20 protein-coding genes and 1 tRNA gene are annotated in these 22,217 nt (G+C 66.4%); 11 read left to right on the top strand and 10 right to left on the bottom strand.

Annotated elements, in window-relative coordinates; all coding sequences use genetic code 11:
* Positions 1–28 precede the first annotated feature (28 nt).
* The 7 genes from IP65_RS11130 to IP65_RS11100 all read left to right on the top strand — a co-directional run bounded on the left by IP65_RS11130 (position 29) and on the right by IP65_RS11100 (position 6,995).
* The gene (locus tag IP65_RS11130; protein ID WP_051146346.1) at positions 29–1,342 is read left to right on the top strand and encodes a M48 family metalloprotease; all 1,314 of its coding nucleotides are present in this window, start codon (positions 29–31) and stop codon (positions 1,340–1,342) included.
* Positions 1,343–1,346: 4 nt separating this feature from the next.
* On the top strand, positions 1,347–2,177 hold the full coding sequence (locus IP65_RS11125; RefSeq protein ID WP_082350089.1) for a DsbA family protein: 831 nt from the start codon (positions 1,347–1,349) through the stop codon (positions 2,175–2,177).
* Positions 2,174–3,208, top strand: a complete 1,035-nt coding sequence (locus IP65_RS11120; protein ID WP_054131755.1) for a hypothetical protein — start codon at positions 2,174–2,176, stop codon at positions 3,206–3,208. The genes IP65_RS11125 and IP65_RS11120 overlap by 4 nt, the downstream gene beginning before the upstream one ends.
* Positions 3,209–3,220: 12 nt before the next feature.
* Positions 3,221–4,399 carry a sensor histidine kinase gene (locus IP65_RS11115; RefSeq protein ID WP_043609233.1) on the top strand — a complete coding sequence of 393 codons (1,179 nt, stop codon included), beginning with the start codon at positions 3,221–3,223 and terminating at the stop codon, positions 4,397–4,399.
* A 103-nt stretch (positions 4,400–4,502) separates the two neighbouring features.
* Complete coding sequence (locus IP65_RS11110; RefSeq protein ID WP_054131754.1) at positions 4,503–5,300, top strand: LytTR family DNA-binding domain-containing protein; 798 nt, start codon at positions 4,503–4,505, stop codon at positions 5,298–5,300.
* 101 nt (positions 5,301–5,401) lie between these two features.
* Positions 5,402–6,265 (top strand): carboxylating nicotinate-nucleotide diphosphorylase, encoded by an 864-nt coding sequence (gene nadC / locus IP65_RS11105; protein WP_054131753.1) that lies wholly within the window; start codon positions 5,402–5,404, stop codon positions 6,263–6,265.
* A gap of 16 nt (positions 6,266–6,281) precedes the next feature.
* On the top strand, positions 6,282–6,995 hold the full coding sequence (locus IP65_RS11100) for a hypothetical protein (protein ID WP_054131752.1): 714 nt from the start codon (positions 6,282–6,284) through the stop codon (positions 6,993–6,995).
* Positions 6,996–7,013: 18 nt separating this feature from the next.
* On the opposite strand, the gene IP65_RS11095 is transcribed toward IP65_RS11100, so the two are convergent.
* The 3 genes from IP65_RS11095 to IP65_RS11085 form a co-directional block, all read right to left on the bottom strand.
* Positions 7,014–7,544 carry a GNAT family N-acetyltransferase gene (locus IP65_RS11095; protein ID WP_231627659.1) on the bottom strand — a complete coding sequence of 177 codons (531 nt, stop codon included), beginning with the start codon at positions 7,542–7,544 and terminating at the stop codon, positions 7,014–7,016.
* A gap of 96 nt (positions 7,545–7,640) precedes the next feature.
* Positions 7,641–8,324: an NnrU family protein gene (locus tag IP65_RS11090; protein ID WP_231627658.1), complete on the bottom strand. Its 684-nt coding sequence runs from the start codon at positions 8,322–8,324 to the stop codon at positions 7,641–7,643.
* 168 nt (positions 8,325–8,492) lie between these two features.
* Entirely contained in the window at positions 8,493–10,292 is a 1,800-nt protein-coding gene (locus tag IP65_RS11085; RefSeq protein ID WP_022677881.1) for a peptide MFS transporter, read from the bottom strand.
* A 194-nt stretch (positions 10,293–10,486) separates the two neighbouring features.
* Between IP65_RS11085 and IP65_RS21700 the strand changes: the two genes are divergently transcribed.
* The 3 genes from IP65_RS21700 (at position 10,487) to IP65_RS11075 (ending at position 11,477) form a co-directional block, all read left to right on the top strand.
* Entirely contained in the window at positions 10,487–10,681 is a 195-nt protein-coding gene (locus IP65_RS21700; protein ID WP_168351971.1) for a hypothetical protein, read from the top strand.
* Between the two features lie 106 nt (positions 10,682–10,787).
* Positions 10,788–11,069, top strand: coding sequence for an integration host factor subunit beta (locus IP65_RS11080; RefSeq protein ID WP_022677879.1), 282 nt, complete (start codon positions 10,788–10,790; stop codon positions 11,067–11,069).
* Between the two features lie 321 nt (positions 11,070–11,390).
* A tRNA-Leu gene (locus tag IP65_RS11075) sits at positions 11,391–11,477 on the top strand.
* A 43-nt stretch (positions 11,478–11,520) separates the two neighbouring features.
* On the opposite strand, the gene dxs is transcribed toward IP65_RS11075, so the two are convergent.
* The 6 genes from dxs to IP65_RS21325 all read right to left on the bottom strand — a co-directional run bounded on the left by dxs (position 11,521) and on the right by IP65_RS21325 (position 20,413).
* Positions 11,521–13,443, bottom strand: a complete 1,923-nt coding sequence (gene dxs / locus IP65_RS11070) for a 1-deoxy-D-xylulose-5-phosphate synthase (RefSeq protein ID WP_054131749.1) — start codon at positions 13,441–13,443, stop codon at positions 11,521–11,523.
* A 98-nt stretch (positions 13,444–13,541) separates the two neighbouring features.
* Positions 13,542–14,732, bottom strand: coding sequence for a DUF445 domain-containing protein (locus IP65_RS11065; RefSeq protein WP_054131867.1), 1,191 nt, complete (start codon positions 14,730–14,732; stop codon positions 13,542–13,544).
* Positions 14,733–14,833: 101 nt separating this feature from the next.
* Positions 14,834–18,049, bottom strand: a complete 3,216-nt coding sequence (locus IP65_RS11060; RefSeq protein ID WP_082350088.1) for an efflux RND transporter permease subunit — start codon at positions 18,047–18,049, stop codon at positions 14,834–14,836.
* Between the two features lie 33 nt (positions 18,050–18,082).
* Positions 18,083–19,234, bottom strand: coding sequence for an efflux RND transporter periplasmic adaptor subunit (locus IP65_RS11055; RefSeq protein ID WP_022677618.1), 1,152 nt, complete (start codon positions 19,232–19,234; stop codon positions 18,083–18,085).
* 532 nt (positions 19,235–19,766) lie between these two features.
* A complete protein-coding gene (locus IP65_RS11050) occupies positions 19,767–20,066 on the bottom strand; it encodes a DUF1153 domain-containing protein (protein ID WP_022677617.1) in 300 nt (99 codons plus the stop codon).
* On the bottom strand, positions 20,063–20,413 hold the full coding sequence (locus tag IP65_RS21325; protein WP_156306533.1) for a hypothetical protein: 351 nt from the start codon (positions 20,411–20,413) through the stop codon (positions 20,063–20,065). Before IP65_RS21325 ends, IP65_RS11050 begins: the two co-directional genes overlap by 4 nt.
* A 139-nt stretch (positions 20,414–20,552) precedes the next feature.
* Here IP65_RS21325 and mnmA point away from each other — a divergent pair, with 139 nt between their 5' ends.
* Positions 20,553–21,758 carry a tRNA 2-thiouridine(34) synthase MnmA gene (gene mnmA, locus IP65_RS11045; RefSeq protein WP_054131748.1) on the top strand — a complete coding sequence of 402 codons (1,206 nt, stop codon included), beginning with the start codon at positions 20,553–20,555 and terminating at the stop codon, positions 21,756–21,758.
* Positions 21,759–21,794: 36 nt separating this feature from the next.
* On the opposite strand, the gene IP65_RS11040 is transcribed toward mnmA, so the two are convergent.
* Entirely contained in the window at positions 21,795–22,070 is a 276-nt protein-coding gene (locus IP65_RS11040) for a hypothetical protein (RefSeq protein ID WP_231627657.1), read from the bottom strand.
* Between the last annotated feature and the right edge of the window lie 147 nt (positions 22,071–22,217).

Genomic DNA, 22,217 nt, shown 5'->3' with positions numbered 1-22,217 from the left:
GGCTGCGCTGTGTTCGGCCGTCGTGGCCATGGCGCTGACCGTGCAACCGGTCATGGCGCAAGAAGTGCTGCGCGACGCGGAAACGGAGGCCCTGTTCCGCGACATGTCGGCCCCGCTGATCAAGGCGGCCGGGCTCGATCCGCGCAATGTCGATATCATCCTGCTCAACGATGGCTCGATCAACGCCTTCGTCGCCGGCGGGCAGGCGGTCTACATCCATTCCGGGCTGCTGGGCGCGGCCGACAATATCAATGAAGTGCAGGGCGTGGTGGCACACGAATTGGGCCACATCACCGGCGGCCACGTGATCAGCACGGCAGGGTCAAAGCCGGCCACGGGCATCACCCTGCTGTCGCTGCTGCTCGGTGGCCTCGCCGCTGCCGCCGGTTCGGCCGACGCGGGCCTGGGCGTGTTCATGGCGGGGCAGCAGGCGGCGCTGGGCAGCTATCTGTCGTTCAGCCGGGCCCAGGAATCGCAGGCCGATGCCGCCGGCGCGCAGTTCCTGTCCAAGGCGGGGATTTCCGGGCGCGGGTCGCTGGATTTCTTCAAGAAGCTGCAGAATCAGGAATTCCGCTATGGCTTTACCCGCAATGCCGATGCGGAGTTCTATTCCACCCACCCGATGACGGCCGACCGCCTGACCTATCTTCAGGATGTCTACGAGCACGATCCGGCCTGGAACACCCCGATGGACCCGCAGTTGCAGGCCCGCTTCCTGCGCGTGAAGGCCAAGCTCTATGGCTATCTGGCCGAGCCGCAGGACACGCTGCGCGCCTTTCCCGATTACCTGCAGGATGCCCCGGCCCACTATGCGCGCGCCTATGCCTATCACAAGGAAGCGCTGATGGACAAAGCGCTAGCCGAAGTGGACGCCATGCTCAAGCAACTGCCCGATGATCCCTATGCGCTGGAGCTCAAGGGCCAGGTGCTGCTCGAATCCGGCCAGCCGGCCGATGCCATCCCGCCCCTGCGCCGCGCCACGCAGTTGACTGGCAACAACCCGCTGATCGCCACCACGTTTGGCCACGCCCTACTCGCCACCGAGGACAAGGCCAACTTTGCCGAGGCGGAGCGCGTGCTCAAGGCGGCGGTGGCCAAGGACCGCGAAAATCCGTTTGCATGGTATCAGCTTGGCGTGGTCTACGAGGCCGAAGGGGATACCCCCCGCGCCCGCCTGGCCAGTGCCGAGCAGCAGTTGATGCAGATGCAGTTGCCCGAGGCAGCACGCAGCGCCCAGGCGGCCGAGGACGGCCTGCCCAAGGGCACGCCCGACTGGCTGCGCGCGCAGGATATTGCCATGTCGGCCCAGGCGATGATGGAACGGCAAAGGAAGAAGAAGTAAGCCGATGACAGCGCCTGCCCAACGCCGTTCGTTCGTGGTTCTGCTGGTCCTGGTGGCAGCCGTGGCTGCCGCCCTCGCCTGGTGGGTGGCCTCGAGCGGCCACCGTGATGCCGTGGCCCAGACGGAAACGGCCCAGCTTGACGAAGCGCAGCTGACCAAGGCCCTGGCCGATGCCGGCATCGACGGCAAGGAACGCAAGGCCCTGGAAGGACTGGTGCGCCAGACCTTGCTCGATCATCCCGAAATCCTCAGCGATGCCGCCGCCCGGCTGGAAGCGCGCGAGGCATCGAGCCGCGTGGCGCCCTTGCGCGGCGCGCTGGAAACGCCGTTTCCCGGGGCCGTGCTAGGCAACCCGCAGGGCCGCGTGACGCTGGTGGAATTCACCGACTTTGCCTGCACCTATTGCCGCGGCAGCGTGGCTGACGTGGAAGCGCTGGTGGCCGCCAATCCCGATCTCAAGGTGGTGGTGCGCGAGTTGCCGATCATCTCGGCGCAGAGCGTGCCGGCCGCGCGCATGGGCCTGGCTGCCGCCGCGCAGGGCAAATATCCGCAGTTCCACAAGGCGATGTTCAGCGGCGAGCGGCCCAGCCCGGAAAGCATCACCGCAGCCGCCGGCAAGGCCGGGCTCGATACCACGGCAGCGACTGCCTTTGCCGCGCAGCCCGGCACGATGAAGGAACTGCAGCGCAATCTCGAGCTCGCGCGCCAGCTGGGCGTGAGCGGCACGCCCGCCTGGGTGGCCGGTGACCAGTTGCTGAGCGGCGCGGTGGGCAAAGAACGGCTGCAACAGGCGATCGACGCCGCGCGCAGCGGCGACAAGGCGCAAGGCGCATGATCGGGTGGCGCCAGGCAGCCGGCCTGGTGCCGCTGCTGCTTGCCATCGCCACGGCACAGCCCGCGCTGGCCCAACCCACTATGGCCAAGCCTGCTCCCCTGCAGCCGGTTGACGAGATCCAGCGCAATGACGTGACGGTGCAGAGCATCGGCTGGAAGCTCGCTCGCGCCAACGCGCCCTATTGCGCGCGCGTGGCGCCGGGCATCGGCGTGATGCTGCAGGATGTGCGCACGTTCGATGATCCGGCGCTGGCGCGGCAGGTCTATGGCCTCGCCGGCGATATTGGCGTGGGCGCGATGGCAAGCGATGGCCCGGCGGCGCGCGCGGGCCTGCCGCTCAATGCCACGGTGGAGAGTGTCGATGCGCTGGCGGTATCGAGCCTGCCGGTGCCACGGCAAGGCAAGTGGGACCGGCTGTTTGCGCTGCAGGATGCGCTGGAGCGCGATGCCGCGCGCGATGGCCGCGTTACCCTGGGCCTCGCTGGCGGGCAGCGCCTGACGATTGCCGGCGAGCCAGTGTGCCAGGTGCGCTTTTTGATGGATGACAGCAAGGGCAATGCCGGCGCCAACCGCGACACGGTGCGCATCGGCCGGCCGATGGCCGAAGTGGCCAAGTGGGACGAGGCCGAAATCGCCGCGCTGACCGCGCACGAACTGGCCCATGCCGTGCTCGATCACCAGACCTGGCTGGAACACGGCGGCAGCGCCCGCAAGACCGAGCGCGAGGCCGATCGGCTATCAGTGTGGCTGCTGCAAAACGCCGGCTATGATCCGGCCGCCGCCATGGCATGGATGCGGCGCATCGGCCCGCGCTATGAAATCCTGTTCTTCGCCTCGCCCGATCATGGCAGCTGGCGCACCCGCGTGCGCACCATGGCGGCAGAGATCGCGACGATGCAGGCCGCCACCCACCATGGCGTCAAGGCCGATTGGCCACGCCTGTTCCGCCGCGAGGATGGCGCCCCGCCAATGCCGCAACCGGCCGGTGTTGTGGACAAGGCACCCATGGCGCCCGGCGCGCCAAGGCGCTAGAACGCGATGGTCATGGCCATGCTGCCGCTTCGCCCCACGCCGTTCTTCGGCAACAAGAACCGCGCCTTCTGGCGGCTCCAGTTCGTTGGCTGGGGCGGCGCCATGTTGCTGCGCGCCATGTCCAGCCTGGCCAATGCCCAGCCCTGGTCGTTCCTGCTGATCGTGCTGATCGCCTCGATCACCGGCTTTTCGATCTCGTCGATCCTCTCGGTGATCTATCGCGCGTTGATCAACCGGCGCCCGATCATCACCTGGGGTGCCACCGCGCTGGTCCTGGCCGTGGCCGTGGGGCTCTATGCCTTCATCGATGCCTGGGTGATCAGCCTCTATCGCCCGGGCAGCGACGCCGGCTTTGCCCAGCTGTTCCTGGGCGTGTTCTATATCGACCTCACGCTGCTGGGGGCTTGGTCGGCGCTCTATTACGCGATCAATTTCTACATCCAGGTGGAAGAGCAGAACGACCAGCTGCTATATCTGGAGGCGCAGGCGACATCGGCCCAGCTGGCCATGCTGCGCTACCAGCTCAACCCGCATTTCCTGTTCAACACGCTCAATTCGATTTCCACGCTGGTGCTCTTGAAGCAGACCGAGCCGGCCAATGCCATGCTGACCCGGCTGTCTGCCTTCCTGCGCTATACCCTGATCAACGAGCCAACCGGCCGGGTGACGGTGGCGCAGGAGGTGGAGACGCTCAAGCTCTACCTCGATATCGAGTTGATGCGCTTTGAAGAGCGGCTGCGGACCGAGTTTCGCATCGATGACGCTGCGCGGTCGGCGCTGATGCCCTCGCTGCTGCTGCAGCCACTGGTGGAGAACGCCATCAAGTATGCGGTCAGCGCGCTGGAAGACGGCGCCCAGATCACCATCGCGGCGCAACTCGTCGGCCCCATGCTGCGGGTCACCGTGTCGGACACCGGGCCGGGCTTGCCAGCAGGCACCGATCCATCAACGCTGTTCGGTGTGCAAACCGACTCTGCCGATAGCCCATCCGCGCCGGGATACCCGGTTTCCACGGGCGTAGGCCTGCCCAACATTCGTGATCGCCTGGCGCAGGCCTATGGCAGCCAGCAGCGCTTCGAGGTGGGCAACCGCCCCGAAGGTGGCTTTGCCGTAACCATCGAACTGCCGTTCGAAGCGAAGGAGGAGCCCGCCACGCTCGCCCAACCGGGCAACCGGCTGGCACGGGCATGACGACGCAGGTGGGCATGCCTCGGGAACTTTTCGGGCTTGTCGCATTTGTCACGCGGGGGCAAAAAAACCACAACAGGGCAGACGCTCCAGGCAAAGGTAGCAAATGACCATCCGCACGATCCTCGTCGACGACGAGAAACTCGCCATCCAGGGCCTCCAGCTGCGTCTCCAGGCCTTCCCCGATGTCGAGGTGATCGACACCTGTTCCAACGGACGCGAGGCGATCCGCAAGATCAAGACCGAAAAGCCCGACCTGGTCTTTCTCGATATCCAGATGCCCGGCTTTGACGGGTTCAGCGTGGTCAAGGGCGTGATGGAAATCGATCCGCCGCTCTTCGTCTTCGTCACCGCCTATTCCGAACACGCGCTCAAGGCGTTCGAGGCGAATGCCGTGGACTACCTGCTCAAGCCGGTGGAGGAAGACCGCCTGGCCGATGCGCTTGACCGGGCGCGCACGCGCATGGCCGAAAAGCGCGGGCTGGAGGAAGTGGAAAAGCTCAAGAACGTGCTGGCCGAAGTGGCGCCCGACGCCATGCCCGAACTGGAAGACGATGGCGAAGTGGCCGCAGGCCGTTTTGAAAAGCTGATCAACATCAAGGATCGCGGCCAGATTTTCCGCGTCGATGTCGACACGATCGAGCGCATCGAGGCTGCCGGCGACTATATGTGCATCTACACCGGCGACAATTCGCTGATCCTGCGCGAAACGATGAAGGATCTGGAACGCCGGCTCGACCCGCGGGTGTTCCAGCGTGTCCACCGCTCCAAGATCGTCAACCTCGATCAGGTGCGCCAGGTGCGCCCGCATACCAATGGCGAATGCTTCCTGGTGCTGGAATCGGGTGCCGAGGTGAAGGTGAGCCGGTCCTATCGCGACGTGGTGGCCCGCTTCGTCCACTGACGGCCATGCCGGGCTGTGCCAAGCGCCAGCCCGGCACGTCCCGCATGCCCGATCGGCCAATTCCGATTGGCACCTCCGCGCCCAGTCGGTAAAGCCGCGCCATGACCGATTTTGCCATTCCGGGTTTCGACCTCGCCGCCTTTGTCCGCGCCACGCTTGAGGAAGATCTGGGCCTGGGGCTGCCGGGCGGTGGTCATGATGTCACCAGCGAAAGCGTGATCCCGGCCGAGGCGCGCTTTGCCGGGGTGATGGACAGCCGCGATGCCATCACGGTGTGCGGACTGCCGATTGCGGCCGCGTTCTTCCGCGCGCTCGATCCATCGGTCGATATCACTATCCTGGTGGACGAAGGCACCCGCGTGGAACCGGGCACGGCGCTGATGTGCCTCGCCGGCAACGCCCGCGCCATGCTGACGGCGGAACGCTCTGCGCTCAATACCGTGCAGCACCTTTCTGGGGTGGCCACGCTGACGCGGCAGTATGTCGATGCCATGGGGCAGACGCGGGCGCGCCTGCTCGATACGCGCAAGACCATCCCCGGCTTTCGCCACCTGGAAAAATATGCCGTGCGCACCGGCGGCGGGCACAACCACCGCATGGGCCTGTGGGATGCGGCGATGATCAAGGACAACCACGTGCTGGTGGCCGGCGGCGTGGCCGAAGCGGTGCGCCGTGCCTTGGCCGCCGGCGTGGCCGACGTGATTTGCGAGGTGGACCACCTCGACCAGATCGAACCGGCCTTGGCGGCGGGGGCGACGCGCCTGCTGCTCGACAACATGGGGCCAGACATGCTGCGCCAGGCGGTGGCGCTGGTCGCCGGTCGCGTGCCGACCGAAGCCTCTGGCGGGGTGCGGCTCGACACGATCGCCGCGATCGCCGCATCGGGGGTGGATTACGTTTCGGTCGGCCGGTTGACGCAAAGCGCGCCCGCCGCCGATATCGGCCTCGATTTCTCGCCGCTGTAACGCCAAGGTACCGCCGATGAAGCCCCTGCTTGCTGCTCTTGCCCTGCCGCTGGCTGCCCTGGCGCTGCCCGTTGCTGCCCTGGCGACCGAAGCGCCGGCCTGCCGCCTGCCACCGCGCATCGATCCCGAACCGCTGCCCGCCCCCGATGGGCCGCGCCGCACCGGGCCGATGACCGGCACGACGCTGGCGCTGTCATGGTCGCCGCAGTTCTGCCGCAACCACACCGGCGATGCCGTGGGCGGCACGCAGTGCGATGGCAGCCTGGGTCATTTCGGCTTTGTGCTGCACGGGTTGTGGGCCGATGGCCTGCCCGGGCAATGGCCGCAGTGGTGCCCGGCCACGGTGCCCAGCGCCGAAACCCTGCGCCGCGCCATGTGCATGACGCCCTCGGCCCGCCTGCTCGCCCACGAATGGGCCAAGCATGGCGCCTGCATGGCCCCCACGCCAGAGGCTTATTTTGCGCAAGGGGCGCGGCGCATGGCCGCGCTGCACCTGCCCGACATGGACAGCCTGGCCCGCCGCCGCGTGCTGACTGCGGGTGACCTGCGCCGCGCGTTCATCAGCCGCAATCCTGGCCTCACCCCGCAGTCGATCCGCATCAGCGCCAGCCCCGGCGGATGGCTGCAGGAAGTGCAGCTCTGTGCCGACCAGGCCGATCGGCCCAAGACCTGCGACGGCCTGGGCCTGGATGATGGCAGCCTGTTGCGGATCTGGCAGCGCAAGCGCTGAATGCGGGGCGGCGGCGGCCTATCCGTTGCCCCCACCCCGCTCCAGCAGCACCAGCGGCACGTCGCGGGCGCCATCGGCGTGTTCGGCATAGCGGGTAAAGCCCAGGCGTGCCGCCAGCGCGAGCGAGGCCGCGTTGTCCCCATCGATCATGCAGGCCACGCGGCGCGGGCCCTGTGGCGTGGCATGCGCGGCATCGAACCAGTCGAGCACGGCCGTCATCGCCTCGCGCGCCAGGCCCTGGCCCCAGCAGGATGGGGCAAATATCCAGCCGGCTTCGGGCACATCGTCCAGCCCCTGGCCAAAGCCGCGCCAGGAATGGAACACGCCGGCAATGCCGATCACGGCATCATCATCGCGGCGGCGGCAGGTGAAGATGCCATAGCCATAGAGAGCCCATGAGCCGGCGTTGCGCAGCAGGCGCTGGAATTCCTCGGTCACGCTGGTGGGGCGGTTGCCAAGGTGCCGACGCACGTCCTCAGGGGCAAGCAGATCGACCAGCCCGGCATGATCGCGCGGGTGAGGATGCCACAGCGCGAGACGCTCGGTCACAAGGGCGGGCTGCAAGGCAGATTGCTGGGCGGGCGCGGAGACGGTCACAGGTTCCATTCCCGAAACCTGCCCGATTTCCGCGGCGATGCAAGCCGATCAGCTTTCGAAAAAGCGCCAGGGCCCGGCGGGAATGCCAGCTAGCAGCCAGTGCAACGCCGTGATCAGCCCCCACAGGATCAACGCCCCGCCCCAGGCCCAGCCGAGCTGGCCCAGGTTGCGTAGGTCGGGCCAGAACGGCGAGCGGCGCGACCAGATTCGCCATTCCTTGTCATAGAGCGCCTGGAACTTGGCATCCTGGGTGCGTGCACCGCCCACCGCCATCAATGCCAGGCCGCCGTTGAGCAGCAGCGAACGCAGGCTGGGCGCCACGATCAGATGCGAAATGCCCCACAGCGCGATGGCAAACATCATCGGATGGCGGGTCACGCGGAACACGCCCTGGGGCAGCGCGGTGGACAGCCCGTTCATGTTGCGCGGGGCCAGCGCCGGATTGCGCGAGAATGAAGCCAGCAACAGCGCCGTGGCGGTAAAGCTGAGCAGCGAGCCAGCCAGCCAGGGCAGGACGGCATAGCCGTTCCACAGCATTGGCCCATCGGGCGCGCGATCGTGCATGATCAAGACAAGGATCAGCGCGACCAAGGCGATGATGGAATAGACCGCAAGAAAGCCATTCAGCCCCAGCGCCTTGACGGCGGGTTTGCGCAAGGGATGCGAGAGTACCCAGTGGGAACCGGCAAAGAACAGCATCGCCAGGGCCAGGGGTAGATGTGATTCGATCAAGACATGCTCCGTACCCGCTGCATTGCAGCGCTCCCACGCCACTGCAAGCTAGCCTAACAATTGTTTACCATGCTCGCTTAGGCGAGCATAGACGCGTGGCATCCCCCAAGCATGTCTCATTGCCGAACAAATTGATCCGAAGTGGCGCCAGGACGGCGCCACGCCGAACTACCGCACCCCGTGCATCAATTTGCGCAAAACCCCCGAAAGCAGCAGAAGAACGACCCCAATCCCCACCGCGAACCAGCCGATCACATTGAAAACGCTGGTATAGGTGTCAAGACTCAGCTTGAGGTTGGTAACCTCTCCCCCCACGGTTTCCACACTTGCAACCTGCGCAACGATTCCGCCGACATATTGTGCCATGGCAATCGACAAATACCACACGCCCATCATCAGGCCGACGATGCGGGCCAGCGACAGCTTGGTGATCATGCTCATGCCGACAGGCGAGATGCACAGTTCCGCGACCGAGTGGATCAGGTAGAGGCCAGCCAGCCACCACACCGAAACCTTGAAGTCGGGGCCGGCAAAGCGGGTGCCCCAGACCAGGAACAGGAAGCCGGCGCCCACGCCCGCCAGGGCCACGCCGAACTTGACCGGGATCGAGGGTTCCAGCCCGCGCGCGGCCAGCTTGCCCCACAGGATGGTCAGCAACGGCGCCAGGGTGACGATGAACAGCGCGTTGAAGAACTGCGTCTGCCCGGCCGAAATGCTGAACAGGCCAAACACCGAAAGATCCGTGTTGCGATCGGCGAACAGCGTGAGCGAGGAACCGGCCTGCTCAAACAGCGTCCAGAACACGGTGTTGAACGTGGTCAGCACCATGGCCGCCACCATCATCTCGAATTCGACCCGGTTGCCGGTGCGCCAGGCATAGACCAGGATCGCGGGTACGCCGATCAGGAAACTGGCGAAGAGGATCTTGCCCAGCAGCGGCAGCGCCAGCACATAGGCCAGCAGGCTGGACCCGGCGGCGACCGGCTTGGCATCGAGCAGGTTCTGGAACAGCAGGATAACCGCGCCCACGGCGACCAGGCCGCCGACATAGATGAACGGGGTCAGGTCACGGCCGCGCTGGACCGGTGGCTCGCCGTAACCGGCCAGGCGCCCGCCATCGAACTGGATGAGCATCCAGGCAACCGCCATGCCGATCGCGGCCAAGAGGAAGCCAGCCCACCACCCCACGGAATCGGCCAGCCAGGGGCAGAGGATCTGCGAGAACAGCGACCCCAGGTTGATGCCCATGTAGAAGATGGTGAAGCCGGCATCGCGGCGGCGGTCACCCGGGGCGTAGAGTTCGCCCACCACGGTCGCGAGGTTGGGCTTGAAGAACCCGTTGCCCACCGCCACCAGCGACAGGCCGAGCAGCATCAGCAGCACGTAGAACGACGAGCGCGTGCCGCCGGTGGCGAACTGGTCACCCGGCACGGTGCGGGCGACGTGGCCATCGGGCGCGAGCAGCGCCACGCTGCCATCGGCATTGCCCTTGATCAGCAGCTTGCTGCCATCCATGACCACATAGCGCTTTTCCAGGCCCGTGGCGGTAGGACGATCGACGGTGTTTTCGGCCACCACGTCATAGCGCTGGCCGGCGATTTCGGCATGGGGCTTGGCGGTTTCCCCGCCGAAGCACAGCACGAAATAGCCCAGCGACATCATGATCGCGCCATATTTGACCGAGCGCTTGGAGCCGAGCACGCGATCGGCGATCAGCCCGCCCACCAGCGGGGTGAGATAGACTAGCGCGGCAAAGCCGCCATAAAGCCCGTTGGTAGTGCTGTCGCTGAACAGGAAGTGCTTGGTGAGATAGAGCGTCAACAGCGCCCGCATGCCGTAGAAGCCGAAGCGCTCCCACATTTCGGTGGTGAACAGCCGCGCCAACTGGCGGGGATGGCCGAACCAGCCGGTGTCACCATGGGCACTGGTGGACGACGGGGATGAAGGGGGCGTGTTCGCCTCGGTCATGGATGGATGCGCTCCGTGAAAAGCTGCCGGCGGGCGGGGCCGATGAATAGGCAGGGCCGATGGATATGCGACGATCGACGGTTCTGGTGGACGGCTCTTGTCGAGGGAAAAGCAGTCCGGTTGCGGCGGAAACTACCCGGATTGCGCGGTTTGGAAAGGCGCAATTTGCAACCGCGCGCCGCTTTGCAACGAACATGCGCGACAGCGGCAAGCGACTGAATATTCCTTTCTGGAAGCCAAGCCCCACCGAAACAAACCATCGCGGCATGCGTTTTTCGCCACTGACCGCGCCGGTCCAGCCCCACACCGGAGAGAATTTCACCTGGTGGCCGAAAATTGCGCGGTTTTCGGCAAATTTCCCTGCATTTTTTGAACGTTCGATAAGTTGAACACTCGTCCGACATCTGGCACAGTGCAATTTGCGCCGCGACGGGGGTCAATCGGCGCACAAGGGACTTCATACGATGCCGGGGGGCATCGCGTAGGGGGAGTGACATGATACGTTCCGAACTGCTGCAAGCTTTGGCCAAGGACAGCCCGGGCCTTCGCGCCGAAGAGATCGAGCGCGTGGTTGACGTGTTCTTCGACGAAATCGCCGGGCGCCTCGCCGACGGTGGCCGGGTGGAACTGCGCGGCTTTGGCGCCTTTTCCACGCGCGAACGCGATGCGCGCAAGGGCCGCAACCCGCGCACCGGCGAATCCGTCGACGTGCCGGGCAAGCGCGTGCCCTATTTCAAGCCGGGCAAGGAAATGCGCATCCGGCTCAACGCCGAGTGATCCTGCGCGGCTGATACGGTTTGGCGCCGGCGCGGCCCGCCAAGGGCCACCACGGCGCCAGGGACGCTGCTGCCAAGGGGCACGGTAGCAGCGTTACAGGGGGGGCAGGCAGCGTTTTTGCACGAGACAATGGCGCTGCCTGCCATTCATATCCCGCCAACGCACCACAGCCGGCGCGACCAGGCGACAAGCCCCAAATCTACCAAGTCTAACAGGCAGTCAGGCTCGCGTCCGGCATAGGGACAGCGGGCCTTTTTTGCAGGGGTGCCGCGCCGCCCCCTTGGCGCGCGGCGGCCACCTGCCTATAGCCGCACAAGCCGTGCGGGCGTGGCGAAATTGGTTAGACGCAACGGACTTAAAATCCGTCGGGCTTTGCCCATGCCGGTTCAAGTCCGGCCGCCCGCACCACCATCACCTTCATGCGACAGTGGCACGCCGGCCGGCTTGAGGATCAGGCGCGGGCTTCCTGAACCCCGGCGCTGTTGTGGCGCAGTGCCTTGAGCACGGTATCGACGATATGCGGAGCATTGAGCCCAGCCGCGTCATACTGCTTTTCGGGCGCGTCGTGATCCTGGAACACATCGGGCAGGCGCATGGTGCGAATCTTGAGGCCGCTGTCGGTCAGCCCTTCGTCGCTTGCCATGGTCAGCACATGGGCGCCTAGGCCGCCAATCGCGCCTTCCTCGATCGTCACCACCACTTCGTGCGTGGCGATAAGGCGGCGGATCAGCGCATCGTCCAGCGGCTTGACGAAGCGCAGGTCGGCCACCGTGGTGGACAGCCCGCGTGCATCGAGCTGATCTGCGGCCTTGAGCGCTTCGGCCAGGCGCGTGCCGAGCGAGAGGATCGCCACCTTGCTGCCCTCGCGCACGACCCGGCCCTTGCCGATTTCCAGCCGCTCGGGAACGGTGGGCAGCGGCACACCCACGCCATTGCCGCGCGGATAGCGGAAGGCGATCGGGCCGCTGTCATGACAGGCGGCGGTGTGCACCATGTGAACCAGTTCCGCCTCGTCGGCGGCGGCCATCACCACCATGTTGGGCAGGCTGGCCAGATAGGTCACATCGAACGAGCCGGCATGCGTGGCGCCATCGGCGCCGACCAGCCCCGCGCGGTCGATGGCAAAGCGCACCGGCAGGTTCTGGATCGCCACATCGTGCACGACCTGGTCATAGGCGCGCTGCAGGAACGTGGAATAGATCGCGCAGAACGGCCGCATGCCCTGCGCGGCAAGGCCGGCGGCAAAGGTCACGGCATGCTGCTCGGCAATGCCCACGTCGAACAGGCGATCGGGAAAGGCCTTGGCAAACTTGTCGAGCCCGGTGCCCGACGGCATTGCTGCGGTGATCGCGCAGACCGTGGGATCGGCCTTTGCCTCGGCCATCAGGGCCTGGGCAAAGACATTGGTATAGCTGGGCGGGCCGCCCGCGCTTTTCATCTGTTCGCCGGTGATCACGTCGAACTTCTGCACGCCGTGATACTTGTCGGCCGCCGCCTCGGCCGGGGCATACCCCTTGCCCTTTTGCGTGACGACGTGGACCAGGCACGGCCCTTCGGCCGCATCGCGCACGTTTTCCAGAACCGGGATCAGCTGGTCGAGATTGTGCCCATCGATCGGGCCGACATAGTAAAAGCCCAGCTCCTCGAACAGGGTGCCGCCCATGGCCATGCCGCGGGCAAATTCGTCGGTCTTCTTGGCCGCATGGTGCAGCGGGCGGGGCAGCTTGCGCGACAAGCGCTTGGCCAGTTCGCGCAGTTCCAGGAACGGGCGCGACGATACCAGCCGCGCGAGATAGCCCGAAAGGCCGCCGACGGGCGGCGCGATCGACATGTCGTTGTCGTTGAGGATCACGATCAGGCGGTTGCCGGCGGCTTCGGCGTTGTTCATCGCCTCGTAGGCCATGCCCGCGCTCATCGCGCCATCGCCGATTACCGCAATCGCCTTGCCCGGCTTGCCGGCCAGCTTGTTGGCCACGGCAAAGCCCAGCGCGGCCGAGATCGAGGTCGAGCTGTGCGCGGTACCGAACGGATCGTATTCGCTTTCGCTGCGCTTGGTGAAACCGGAAAGGCCACCGCCCTGGCGCAGGGTGCGGATGCGGCTGCGCCGCCCGGTGAGGATCTTGTGCGGATAGGCCTGGTGGCCCACATCCCACACCAACCGGTCATCGGGGGTGTTGAACACGTAATGGATCGCGGTGGTAAGTTCCACCACGCCCAGGCCGGAGCCGAGGTGCCCGCCGGTCTGCCCCACGGCCGAGATCATCTCGGCGCGCAGTTCATCGGCCAGTTGGCGCAATTGACCAGGCACCAGGCGGCGCAGGTCGGCGGGGGTATCGACGGTGTCGAGCAAAGGCGTGGCCGGGATTTCGGTCATTATCGCGCCTTACACCCCTTGCCGCGCGCTGTCGAGAAAACCCCTATGGTTCGCACCAAGGGGCGTGGAAACAGCAGCTTGGGCCTTGTCGCTGGCCCTCACAACGCCATGTCGAGCGCGTGGAGGGCAAGGCCCACCAGCCCGCCCACCAGCGTGCCGTTGATGCGGATGAACTGCAGATCTCGGCCCACGGCGCCCTCGATCCGCGCGGTCACGGTGCGGGCATCCCAGCGGCGGATGGTTTCCGACACCAGCCGCACGATCTGGCTGCCATAGCGGCTGGCCACGCCCACCAGCGTGCGCCGGGCAAAGCGGTTGACCAGCAGCGCCAGTTGCCGATCGGTTTGCAGCGCCCGGCCCAGATCTGCCAGGGCCACGCCGATCTGGCCCGACAGCGCGCCATTGCCACCGCCGCGCACCGCCGCCAGCAAGCCAGCGCGCGCGCGCTCCCACAGCGCGTCGAGCCAATCGGTGAACGCGGGATTGGCCAGCACTTCGGCCTTCATGCCTTCGACGCGGGCGCGCATGGCGGGGTCTTCGACGAGGTCGTGGGCAAGCTGTTCCAGCCCTTCCACGATCTTCATGCGCAGCGGGTGATCGGGGTGCACCACGGCTTCGGCCAGCAGCTTGTAGATGCCATCGAGGATGGTGTTGGCCAGCCGCTCGTCCAGCTTGACCAGCCGCACCAGGGCATTGGCGCGATCGTGGATCAGGGTACGCAGCAGCGCCTCGTTGGCTTCCAGGGTCTGCGCCGTCTTGGCCAGCAGCGCCTCGATCAGCGGCAGATGGCGCCCGTCGGCGATCATCGCCTGCAACATCTGGCCCAGAAGCGGCGCCAGGTCGATCCGGTCGATCTGCTGGCGCAAGGCCTGCTTGGCCATGCCGCCCAGCTTTTCCCGATCGAGCGATTCCAGGATATCGGCCGCCAGGCTGGCGGCACCGGCGGCCAGGCGCCCCTGCTCCCCGCCTTGGCGTGGCGCCGCCAGGAAGGAACCGGCCGCCCCGGCCACGTCCAGCCCGGCCATGCGCCGCGCCACCACCTGGGGGGTGAGGAAATTGGACTGGAGGAAGCCGGCCAGGGAATCGGCAATGCGATCCTTGTTTTCCGGGATGATCGCGGTGTGCGGGATCGGCAGGCCCAGGGGATGGCGGAACAACGCGGTGACGGCAAACCAGTCGGCTAGGCCGCCGACCATCGCCGCCTCGGCAAAGGCGCGCAGATAGCCCCAGCCCGGCGCGGCGCCGGGGGCGGCCAGCATGGTGCGCGCCAGGGCAAACAGCCCGGCCATCACCACCAGCAGGCCGGTGGCGACAAGGCGCGTGGTGCGCGCCCGGTCAACGGGCTGGATCAGGGGCCTTGCAGCGCGGGCCAGACGGCGGGGAGTGATGGTCACTCCGCCGGGAATGCCTCATGCACGGTGTGGTTCCCATCGGCATGGCCGCCGGGGCTGCCAGGCGCACCCTTGGCGCCATGCCCGGCGGCACGCGGCTGGCTGGCCAGGAACACGCGGGCGAGCCAGGGACCAAGCCGCTTTTCAAAGCCGTCGGCCAGGCTGAAACCGGCCGGCACGATCAGCAGCGTGAGCAGGGTGGAGAGCGTGAGGCCGCCGATCACCACCGTGCCCATCGGCGCGCGCCAGCCCGCGTCACCGCCCACCGAAATGGCCGTGGGCACCATGCCGGCGATCATCGCCACGGTGGTCATGATGATTGGTTGCGCGCGCTTGTGCCCGGCCTCGGTAATCGCCTCCAGCTTGCCCTTGCCGGTCGACATTTCCTCGATCGCAAAGTCGATCAGCAGGATCGAGTTCTTGGCGACGATGCCGAACAGCATGAGCACGCCGATGAACACCGGCAGGCTCAGTGCCTGGCCAACCAGGCCCAGCAGCATCAGCCCACCCAGCGGCGCCAGGAACAGCGAGCCCATGTTGACCAGCGGCGAGACGAAGCGGTGATAGAGCAACACCAGCACCGAGAACACCAGCAGCACGCCGGTGGCGAGCGCGATGAAGAAGTTGGTGAGCATTTCCTGCTGCCAGCGGTCTTCCCCGGCCGGGGCGTTGGACACGCCGGTGGGCAGGTTCTGCATGATCGGCAGCTTGGCAATGGCATCCATCGCCGTGCCCTTGACCACGCCGGGCGGCAGATCGGCGCCCACGAAGATGCGGTGGTTCTGGTTGTAGCGCTGGATCGTCGTCGGGCCCGAGCCAAAGCCGATGCTGGCAACGCGCGCCAGCGGCACCGACGTGCCCATCGCGGTCTGCACCGGCAGGTTTTCGATAGTGGACAGATCGCGGCGGGAATCGAGCGGCAGCTTGACCCGGATCGGTACCTGGCGATCGGACAGCGAGAACTTGGCGCTGTTCATGTCGATTTCGCCCTGCGTGGCGATGCGGATCGTCTGGCTGAGTGCCTGGGTCGTCACGCCGAGCGAGGCGGCCAGATCAAGATGCGGGGTGATGACGATTTCGGGGCGGCGCAAATCGGCGCTGATGCGCGGCGCCACCAGTTGCTTGAGCCCGCTCATCTGCTGCACCAGGGTTTGCGCAGTGCGCTGCAGGAGATCGGGATCAGAGCCCGAGAGCATCACGCTGATCGGCCGGCCCGAGCCGCCACCGCCGCCGCCATTCTGGCTTTGGAACGTGACGCGGGCATCGGCGATCTGCTGCAGGCGCGGGGTCAGTTCGCGCTGGAACTGCAGGCTGGTGCGCGGGCGGTCCTTGCGCAGCGTCATGATGATGCGCCCGCTGCCCTCGGTGATCCGCTCCAGCGCCACTTCGATCTCGGGCTCGTTGCGGATCAGGTTGTACACCTCATCCACCTTGGCGGCCGTCTGGTCGATCGTGGTGCCGGGCACCATTTCCACGTTGATCTGCGAGAAATCACTATCGGTATCGGGGAAGAACTGCGTGGGGATGACCACGAACATCGCGCCCGTCAGCAGTAGCGCGCCAAGGCCGATGCCCATCATCCACAGGCGATGATCGCGCAGCCGCGCCCGCACCCGGCGGCGCGGATGCAGCGCGCGATAGGCGGCCGCACGCGTGGTATCGAGCGACCAGCGCAGCACCGCCATGTAACGGTCCATCCACGGGCCTTCGCCATGGGGAATGTCGCGCTGGTCACGCTTGAGGAAATAGGCCGCGACCATCGGCGTGATCATGCGCGCCACCAGCAGCGAGAACAGCACTGCCACCACCACGGTGAGGCCAAAGTTCTTGAAGAACTGGCCCGAGATGCCCGGCATCAGGCCCACGGGAAGGAACACCGCCACGATCGAGAAGGTGGTCGCCACCACCGCCAGGCCGATTTCGTCGGCGGCGTCGATCGCGGCCTGGAACGGGGTCTTGCCCATGCGGATATGCCGCACGATGTTCTCGATTTCCACGATCGCATCGTCCACCAGCACGCCCGCCACCAGGCCCAGCGCAAGCAGCGACATGGTGTTGAGCGTAAAGCCCATGAGATGCATCACGGCGAACGTGGGAATGGCCGAGAGCGGAATGGCGATGGCCGACACGAACGTAGCCCGCCAGTCGCGCAGGAAGAAGAACACCACGATCACCGCCAGCACCGCGCCTTCGACCATCGAGGACATCGAGGTGTGGTACTGCTGCTTGGTGTAGTTCACGCTGGTGAACAGCTGGGTGAAGCGGATCTTGTGGCCCTGCTCGGCCGAGATCTTGGCCAGTTCCTTGACCGTGTCATCATAGACGCTGACATCGGATTCGCCGCGGGCACGGGCAATGCTGAACGTGACGACCGGCTTGCCGTTGAACTTGGCGATCGAGGTGATTTCGCTGAAGCTGTCGCGCACGTCGGCGACATCGGACAGGCGGATCACCCGGCCGGCCGCCACGGAAATCTGCGTCTGCCCCAGATCGAAGGCAGAGCGCGCATTGCCCAGCACGCGCACCGACTGGCGCGCACCGGCCACTTCGGCCTTGCCGCCCGCGGCGTTGAGATTGACCTGGCGCAGCGCATTGTTGACCTGCATCGCGGTCACGCCGAACGACTTCATGCGCATGGGATCGAGCGTCACGGCGATTTCACGGGTCACGCCGCCGGCCCGGTGCACCTCGGCCATGCCGGGCACCGCCAGCAGGCGCTTGGCCACGGTATCGTCGACGAACCACGACAGTTGCTCGATCGTCATGTCGTCGGCCGAAACCGCCCAATAGGCGATGGGATCGGACGAGGTTTCGGCCTTGAATACCTGCGGTTCCAGGATGCCGTCGGGCAGGTCGCCACGCACCTGGTCCACTGCGTTCTTCACTTCGGCCACCGCGCCATAGATGTCGGTGCCGATCTTGAACTGCACCATCGTCTGGCTGGAGCCTTCCGAGGCGGTGGAGGTGATCGTGTCGACCCCGGCGATAGTGCGCACGGCGCTTTCCACCCGCTGCGTGATCTGGGTTTCGATTTCGGTGGGCGCGGCGCCGGGCTGGCTGATCTGCACGATCACCAGCGGAAACTCGATATCGGGCTGGTCCTGCACCTTCATCAGCATGAAGGAGACCAGGCCCGCCAGGGTCAGCCCCAGGAACAGGACGATGGGAACGACCGGGTTGCGGATGGACCAGGCCGAGAGATTGCGAAAGTTCATGGCCGTTTCCCTGGTCCGATCACGGGTGGTCGATCAGTGCGCCGCGGCGGCAGTGCCGGCCGTGACCGGCCGGACCGTGTCGCCGGGATTGAGGAAGCCACCCGCACGCAGCACCACGCGCTCGTTGCCCGAGAGACCTTCGCGCACGACGATCCCATGCGCGGTAACGTCGCCGATCTTCACCGCGCGGCGCGTCACCTTGTTGGCGCCATCGAGGATATAGACGAAGCTGCCGTTTTCATCGCTGAGGATCGCGGTTTCGGGCAGGACCGGCGCCGTGGTTACGCCGCTGCGGATAGTGGCGCTGGCAAAGCCGCCCGGACGCAGCGCCGGATCATAGCGCAACGCGATGCGGGCAATGCCCTCGCGCGTGGTCGGATCGATCGTGGGAGCCACCTGCCACACCGTGCCGGTAAAGCTTTGCGCCGTGCCGACCGGGGTGATCTGGGCGGTCACGCCCACGTGCATACGCGCCAGATCCACTTCGGCAAGGCGTGCCTGCATTTCCAGTTCGCCATCCTTGGCCATGCGGAACAGCGTGCCGCTGCCCGCGCTGACGATCTGGCCGGGCTCTACCGCGCGGGTCAGCACCAAGCCATCGGCCGGGGCCACGATGTTGAGCCGCGCCGTGCTGGCGCGCAGCTGGCCCAGCGTGGCGCGGGCCACGCGCACCTGCGCCACGGCGGCATCGCGCGTGGCGGTCAGCTGATCGATATCGGCCTTGGAGATAAAGCCCTTGGCCACCAGCTTGAGCGCGCGATCAAGGTTGCTCTGGGCGATGCGGGCGTTGGCTTCCTGCACCTGCACCCCGGCGGCCTGGCTGGCCACCTGCTGCACCTGGACCGAACGATCGACGACGGCCAATACCTGCCCGGCATGAACCCAGGTTCCGGCATCGACCAGCACGCTGCGCACGATACCGCCTTCGCCGGCAATGCCCACGGGCATTTCGCGCTTGGCGGCAATCACGCCGCTGGCCACCACGGTGGCGTCAACGGTCTGCTGGCCCGGCGCCACCACCGTAACGGTCTGAGCCTGGGTGGCGGCATCGGGCGCCTTGGGCCCGCCGGCATCGCGGTGCATCAGCCACCAGGCGAGAGCCAGCAGCACGACCAGCCCCGCGCCGATGGCAAAGGCACGCCGCCGATTGCCACCGGTTGCCGGCACATCGGCCAGGCTGCTCATGTCTTGCGTCTTGTCCAGCAGAATTGCCTCCCCAGCCCAACCGGCAAGCGCGTACCATACGGCACCACGCAGCCCGGGCCACGATCCCCTTTGCCCGCCCCATCCTTGCGCCATGCGCAGCGACAGGCCGGGCGATGTGTTCCCAACGTCGGTCTAACGTGGCGGCCGGTTGCCCGGCTGCCTGTCATCGCGGCCGGCCACCGGCATGGGCCAGCCCCCGGCAACGCCGGTCGCCGGCATGGCCCCCGCCTTCGCCAAGCGCCGCGCATCAAGCGCCACGTTCCGAAGGTTCCTTACCTTGCCAGCATTTACGCAGCTTTTAGCGGGCGCAACGACCAGTTGCAATCACGGCTCGACAAACAACGTCATAACCGAAGCATTTGCGCTTCGCCTCGGCAACGAACCCACCGCTGCGGGGCCGAGACGCCAAAACGGCCGCCCGGGTTGCCCCGGACGGCCGCACCGTGGATGGCGGTGTGGCGCGGGCTGCCAGCCCCGGCGCAAAGCACCGGGCCGGCAAACCAGCGCGTGATCAATACTTGAGCTGGCGCTCGTAAAGGTCGCGATAGTGCTGGATACGCGTGACCCGCAGGCCCTGCATCCCCGAGCGATCCACCGCGCGCTGCCACGAGGCGAATTCTTCGAGGGTGAGGCCATAGCGTTCGCACGCCTCATCAATGGTCAGCAACCCACCATTGACCGCCGCGACCACTTCGGCCTTGCGGCGCACCACCCAGCGGGTGGTGTTGGCGGGGGGCAGGTTATCCAGCGTCAGCGGTTCACCCAAGGGACCAATAACCTGCGCCGGCCTGATTTTCTGATTTTCGATCATGGCACTTCTCGTCGGTCAGCTGAGCCTTTCGGCGGGGGGGACGGCCTGTTTGGCTTCATCACCGTTGTGCTTCCCTCCATTTTGCCATTCACTGAAGAGTTTGGGTTAACGAGATCTTCACGACCTGCCGTGTGTTCACCTGCCTTGTGCAACATCCAGGCTGCGACCCGATGGAAGCTGCCAAGGCCCGTTCCGCCCGGCATCGCCAGTACGGAATCCTGCGACACCCGCCGCAGGTCCTGTGCGGCTTCCAGCCGGGCACAGAATTCGGCCCAGTGCAGCTGGCGCAGCACCCCTGCCGATTCGGCGCCCACCAGGCCGCGCAGATCTTCAAAACCCAAATCCATGGGGCTGACAGTAGCCCGATAGGGATAAGGGAGTGTAAAACCGCCCTTTACAAAAAATTAACCACATGGCCAGCGCACCCCGCCCGTTCCGTGCCATTTTTGCGCTGAAAACCGTGGGAAAAGCGCCTATGGGCGGGCCATGTCGCATTGCATCCCCCCTTCCGCGATCCCCAAACTGGTGCCTGATTTTACCGGCCTGGCCGATCCATTGCCCCTGTTCGATCTGGCCGCCCCGGCCAGCGCGCGGCGCATCGTGGTGGCCATGTCGGGCGGGGTGGACAGCTCGGTAGTGGCCGGGCTGGCGGCTGCCAGCGGCGCCGAAGTCATTGGTATCACGCTGCAACTTTACGATTACGGCGCCGCCACTGGGCGCAAGGGCGCCTGTTGCGCCGGCGATGATATCCGCGATGCCCGCGCCGTGGCCGATCGCCTGGGTATTGCCCACTATGTGTTCGATCACGAATCGCGTTTCCGCGAAGACGTGGTCGAGCGCTTTGCCGACGATTACCTCGCCGGCCGCACGCCGATTCCCTGTATCCGCTGCAACATGGGGCCCAAGTTCACCGATCTTCTGGCCATGGCGCGCGAACTGGGCGCCGATTGCCTGGCGACCGGGCACTATGTTCGCCGAGTGGCGACGCCCAATGGTGCGCAGTTGCACCGCGCCGCCGATCCCGCTCGCGACCAGAGCTATTTTCTTTATGGCACGACGCAGGAACAGCTCGATTTCCTGCGCTTCCCGCTGGGTGGCCTGCCCAAGCCGCAGGTGCGCGCCCTGGCTCAGGCCATGGGCCTGGCGGTTGCCGCCAAGCCCGACAGCCAGGACATCTGCTTCGTGCCCGATGGCGATTACGCCAAGATCGTGCGCAGCGTTCGCCCCGAAGGCGGGCGCCCCGGCACGATCGTCCATGCCCAGAGCGGCGCCGTGCTGGGCCAGCACCAGGGCGTGATCCACTATACCGTGGGCCAGCGGCGTGGCCTGGAAATCGGTGGCCAGCCTGAGCCGCTCTATGTCGTGGGCCTGGACGCGGCCAACGCCCGCGTGCTGGTGGGGCCGCGCCAGCTTCTGGGCGTGGCCGCTGCCCGCGTGATCGAGACCAATCGCATCGGCGCCCTGCCGACCGATGGCACGCCGCTGACCGCCAAGGTGCGTTCGCTGGCCAAGCCGGTGCCGGTTACACTGGACGGCCCGTTCGGCGATGGTGCCGCCACCACCTTGCGCTTTGCCACGCCCGAATATGGCGTGGCGCCGGGCCAGGCGGCAGTGCTCTATGCCGGGGAACGGGTGATCGGCGGCGGCTGGATCGACGGCACCGAAGCGGCCGAGCCGCTGGCTGCGCTGTAACCACGACGGTGCAGGGGTGATCCCCCTGCCCGCGCCTCAATCGCGCCAAGCCTGCAACTGGCAGCCCCAGCCTTCGCGATAGGTGGCGGTCTGCGCGGCGGCGAGCGGAACCGTAGCGGTCACGCTGTGGGTAGTGGCATCCTCCGCCAGCGAGACCGGGAAGCGGCCCTTGGGATTGTCCTTTTCGCAGTCCCCCAGCGCCCTGCCGCCAATATAGCGGCACGAGCAGGCCAGGCGAGCCGCGCGCGCCGCCTCGATTCGCGCGTTGTCGTGCGCCGGGCGCCAGACAAAGGCGACGAATACCGCGCCCACGACAAGGCCTATGATGACGATTGCTGCCAGCCCGCGCCAGGCCCAGTGCCCCGCCCGGCGGGGCCCTGGAGATGGAGACGCAGGCGGTTGGCCACCAAAACGGAGCGGATCATTCGGGGATGAAGAAGGCTTGGTGGTTGCCATGTG

Source organism: Novosphingobium sp. AAP1 (assembly GCF_001295765.1).
GTDB classification, from domain to species: Bacteria; Pseudomonadota; Alphaproteobacteria; order Sphingomonadales; family Sphingomonadaceae; genus Novosphingobium; species Novosphingobium capsulatum.
Note: the sequence above shows the minus strand (reverse complement) of the source record. Positions and strands in the feature narration are given on the sequence as shown.

Coding starts and splice junctions, on each gene's coding strand:
- IP65_RS11055 (WP_022677618.1), bottom strand. CDS start 19,234: ATGAGCAGCCTGGCCGATGTGCCGGCAACCGGTGGCAATCGGCGGCGT.
- nadC (WP_054131753.1), top strand. CDS start 5,402: ATGACCGATTTTGCCATTCCGGGTTTCGACCTCGCCGCCTTTGTCCGC.
- IP65_RS11115 (WP_043609233.1), top strand. CDS start 3,221: ATGGCCATGCTGCCGCTTCGCCCCACGCCGTTCTTCGGCAACAAGAAC.
- IP65_RS21700 (WP_168351971.1), top strand. CDS start 10,487: ATGCGCGACAGCGGCAAGCGACTGAATATTCCTTTCTGGAAGCCAAGC.
- IP65_RS11080 (WP_022677879.1), top strand. CDS start 10,788: ATGATACGTTCCGAACTGCTGCAAGCTTTGGCCAAGGACAGCCCGGGC.
- IP65_RS11085 (WP_022677881.1), bottom strand. CDS start 10,292: ATGACCGAGGCGAACACGCCCCCTTCATCCCCGTCGTCCACCAGTGCC.
- IP65_RS21325 (WP_156306533.1), bottom strand. CDS start 20,413: ATGGATTTGGGTTTTGAAGATCTGCGCGGCCTGGTGGGCGCCGAATCG.
- mnmA (WP_054131748.1), top strand. CDS start 20,553: ATGTCGCATTGCATCCCCCCTTCCGCGATCCCCAAACTGGTGCCTGAT.
- IP65_RS11100 (WP_054131752.1), top strand. CDS start 6,282: ATGAAGCCCCTGCTTGCTGCTCTTGCCCTGCCGCTGGCTGCCCTGGCG.
- dxs (WP_054131749.1), bottom strand. CDS start 13,443: ATGACCGAAATCCCGGCCACGCCTTTGCTCGACACCGTCGATACCCCC.
- IP65_RS11110 (WP_054131754.1), top strand. CDS start 4,503: ATGACCATCCGCACGATCCTCGTCGACGACGAGAAACTCGCCATCCAG.
- IP65_RS11130 (WP_051146346.1), top strand. CDS start 29: ATGGCGCTGACCGTGCAACCGGTCATGGCGCAAGAAGTGCTGCGCGAC.
- IP65_RS11065 (WP_054131867.1), bottom strand. CDS start 14,732: ATGGCCGGGCTGTTTGCCCTGGCGCGCACCATGCTGGCCGCCCCCGGC.
- IP65_RS11125 (WP_082350089.1), top strand. CDS start 1,347: ATGACAGCGCCTGCCCAACGCCGTTCGTTCGTGGTTCTGCTGGTCCTG.
- IP65_RS11120 (WP_054131755.1), top strand. CDS start 2,174: ATGATCGGGTGGCGCCAGGCAGCCGGCCTGGTGCCGCTGCTGCTTGCC.
- IP65_RS11050 (WP_022677617.1), bottom strand. CDS start 20,066: ATGATCGAAAATCAGAAAATCAGGCCGGCGCAGGTTATTGGTCCCTTG.
- IP65_RS11060 (WP_082350088.1), bottom strand. CDS start 18,049: ATGAACTTTCGCAATCTCTCGGCCTGGTCCATCCGCAACCCGGTCGTT.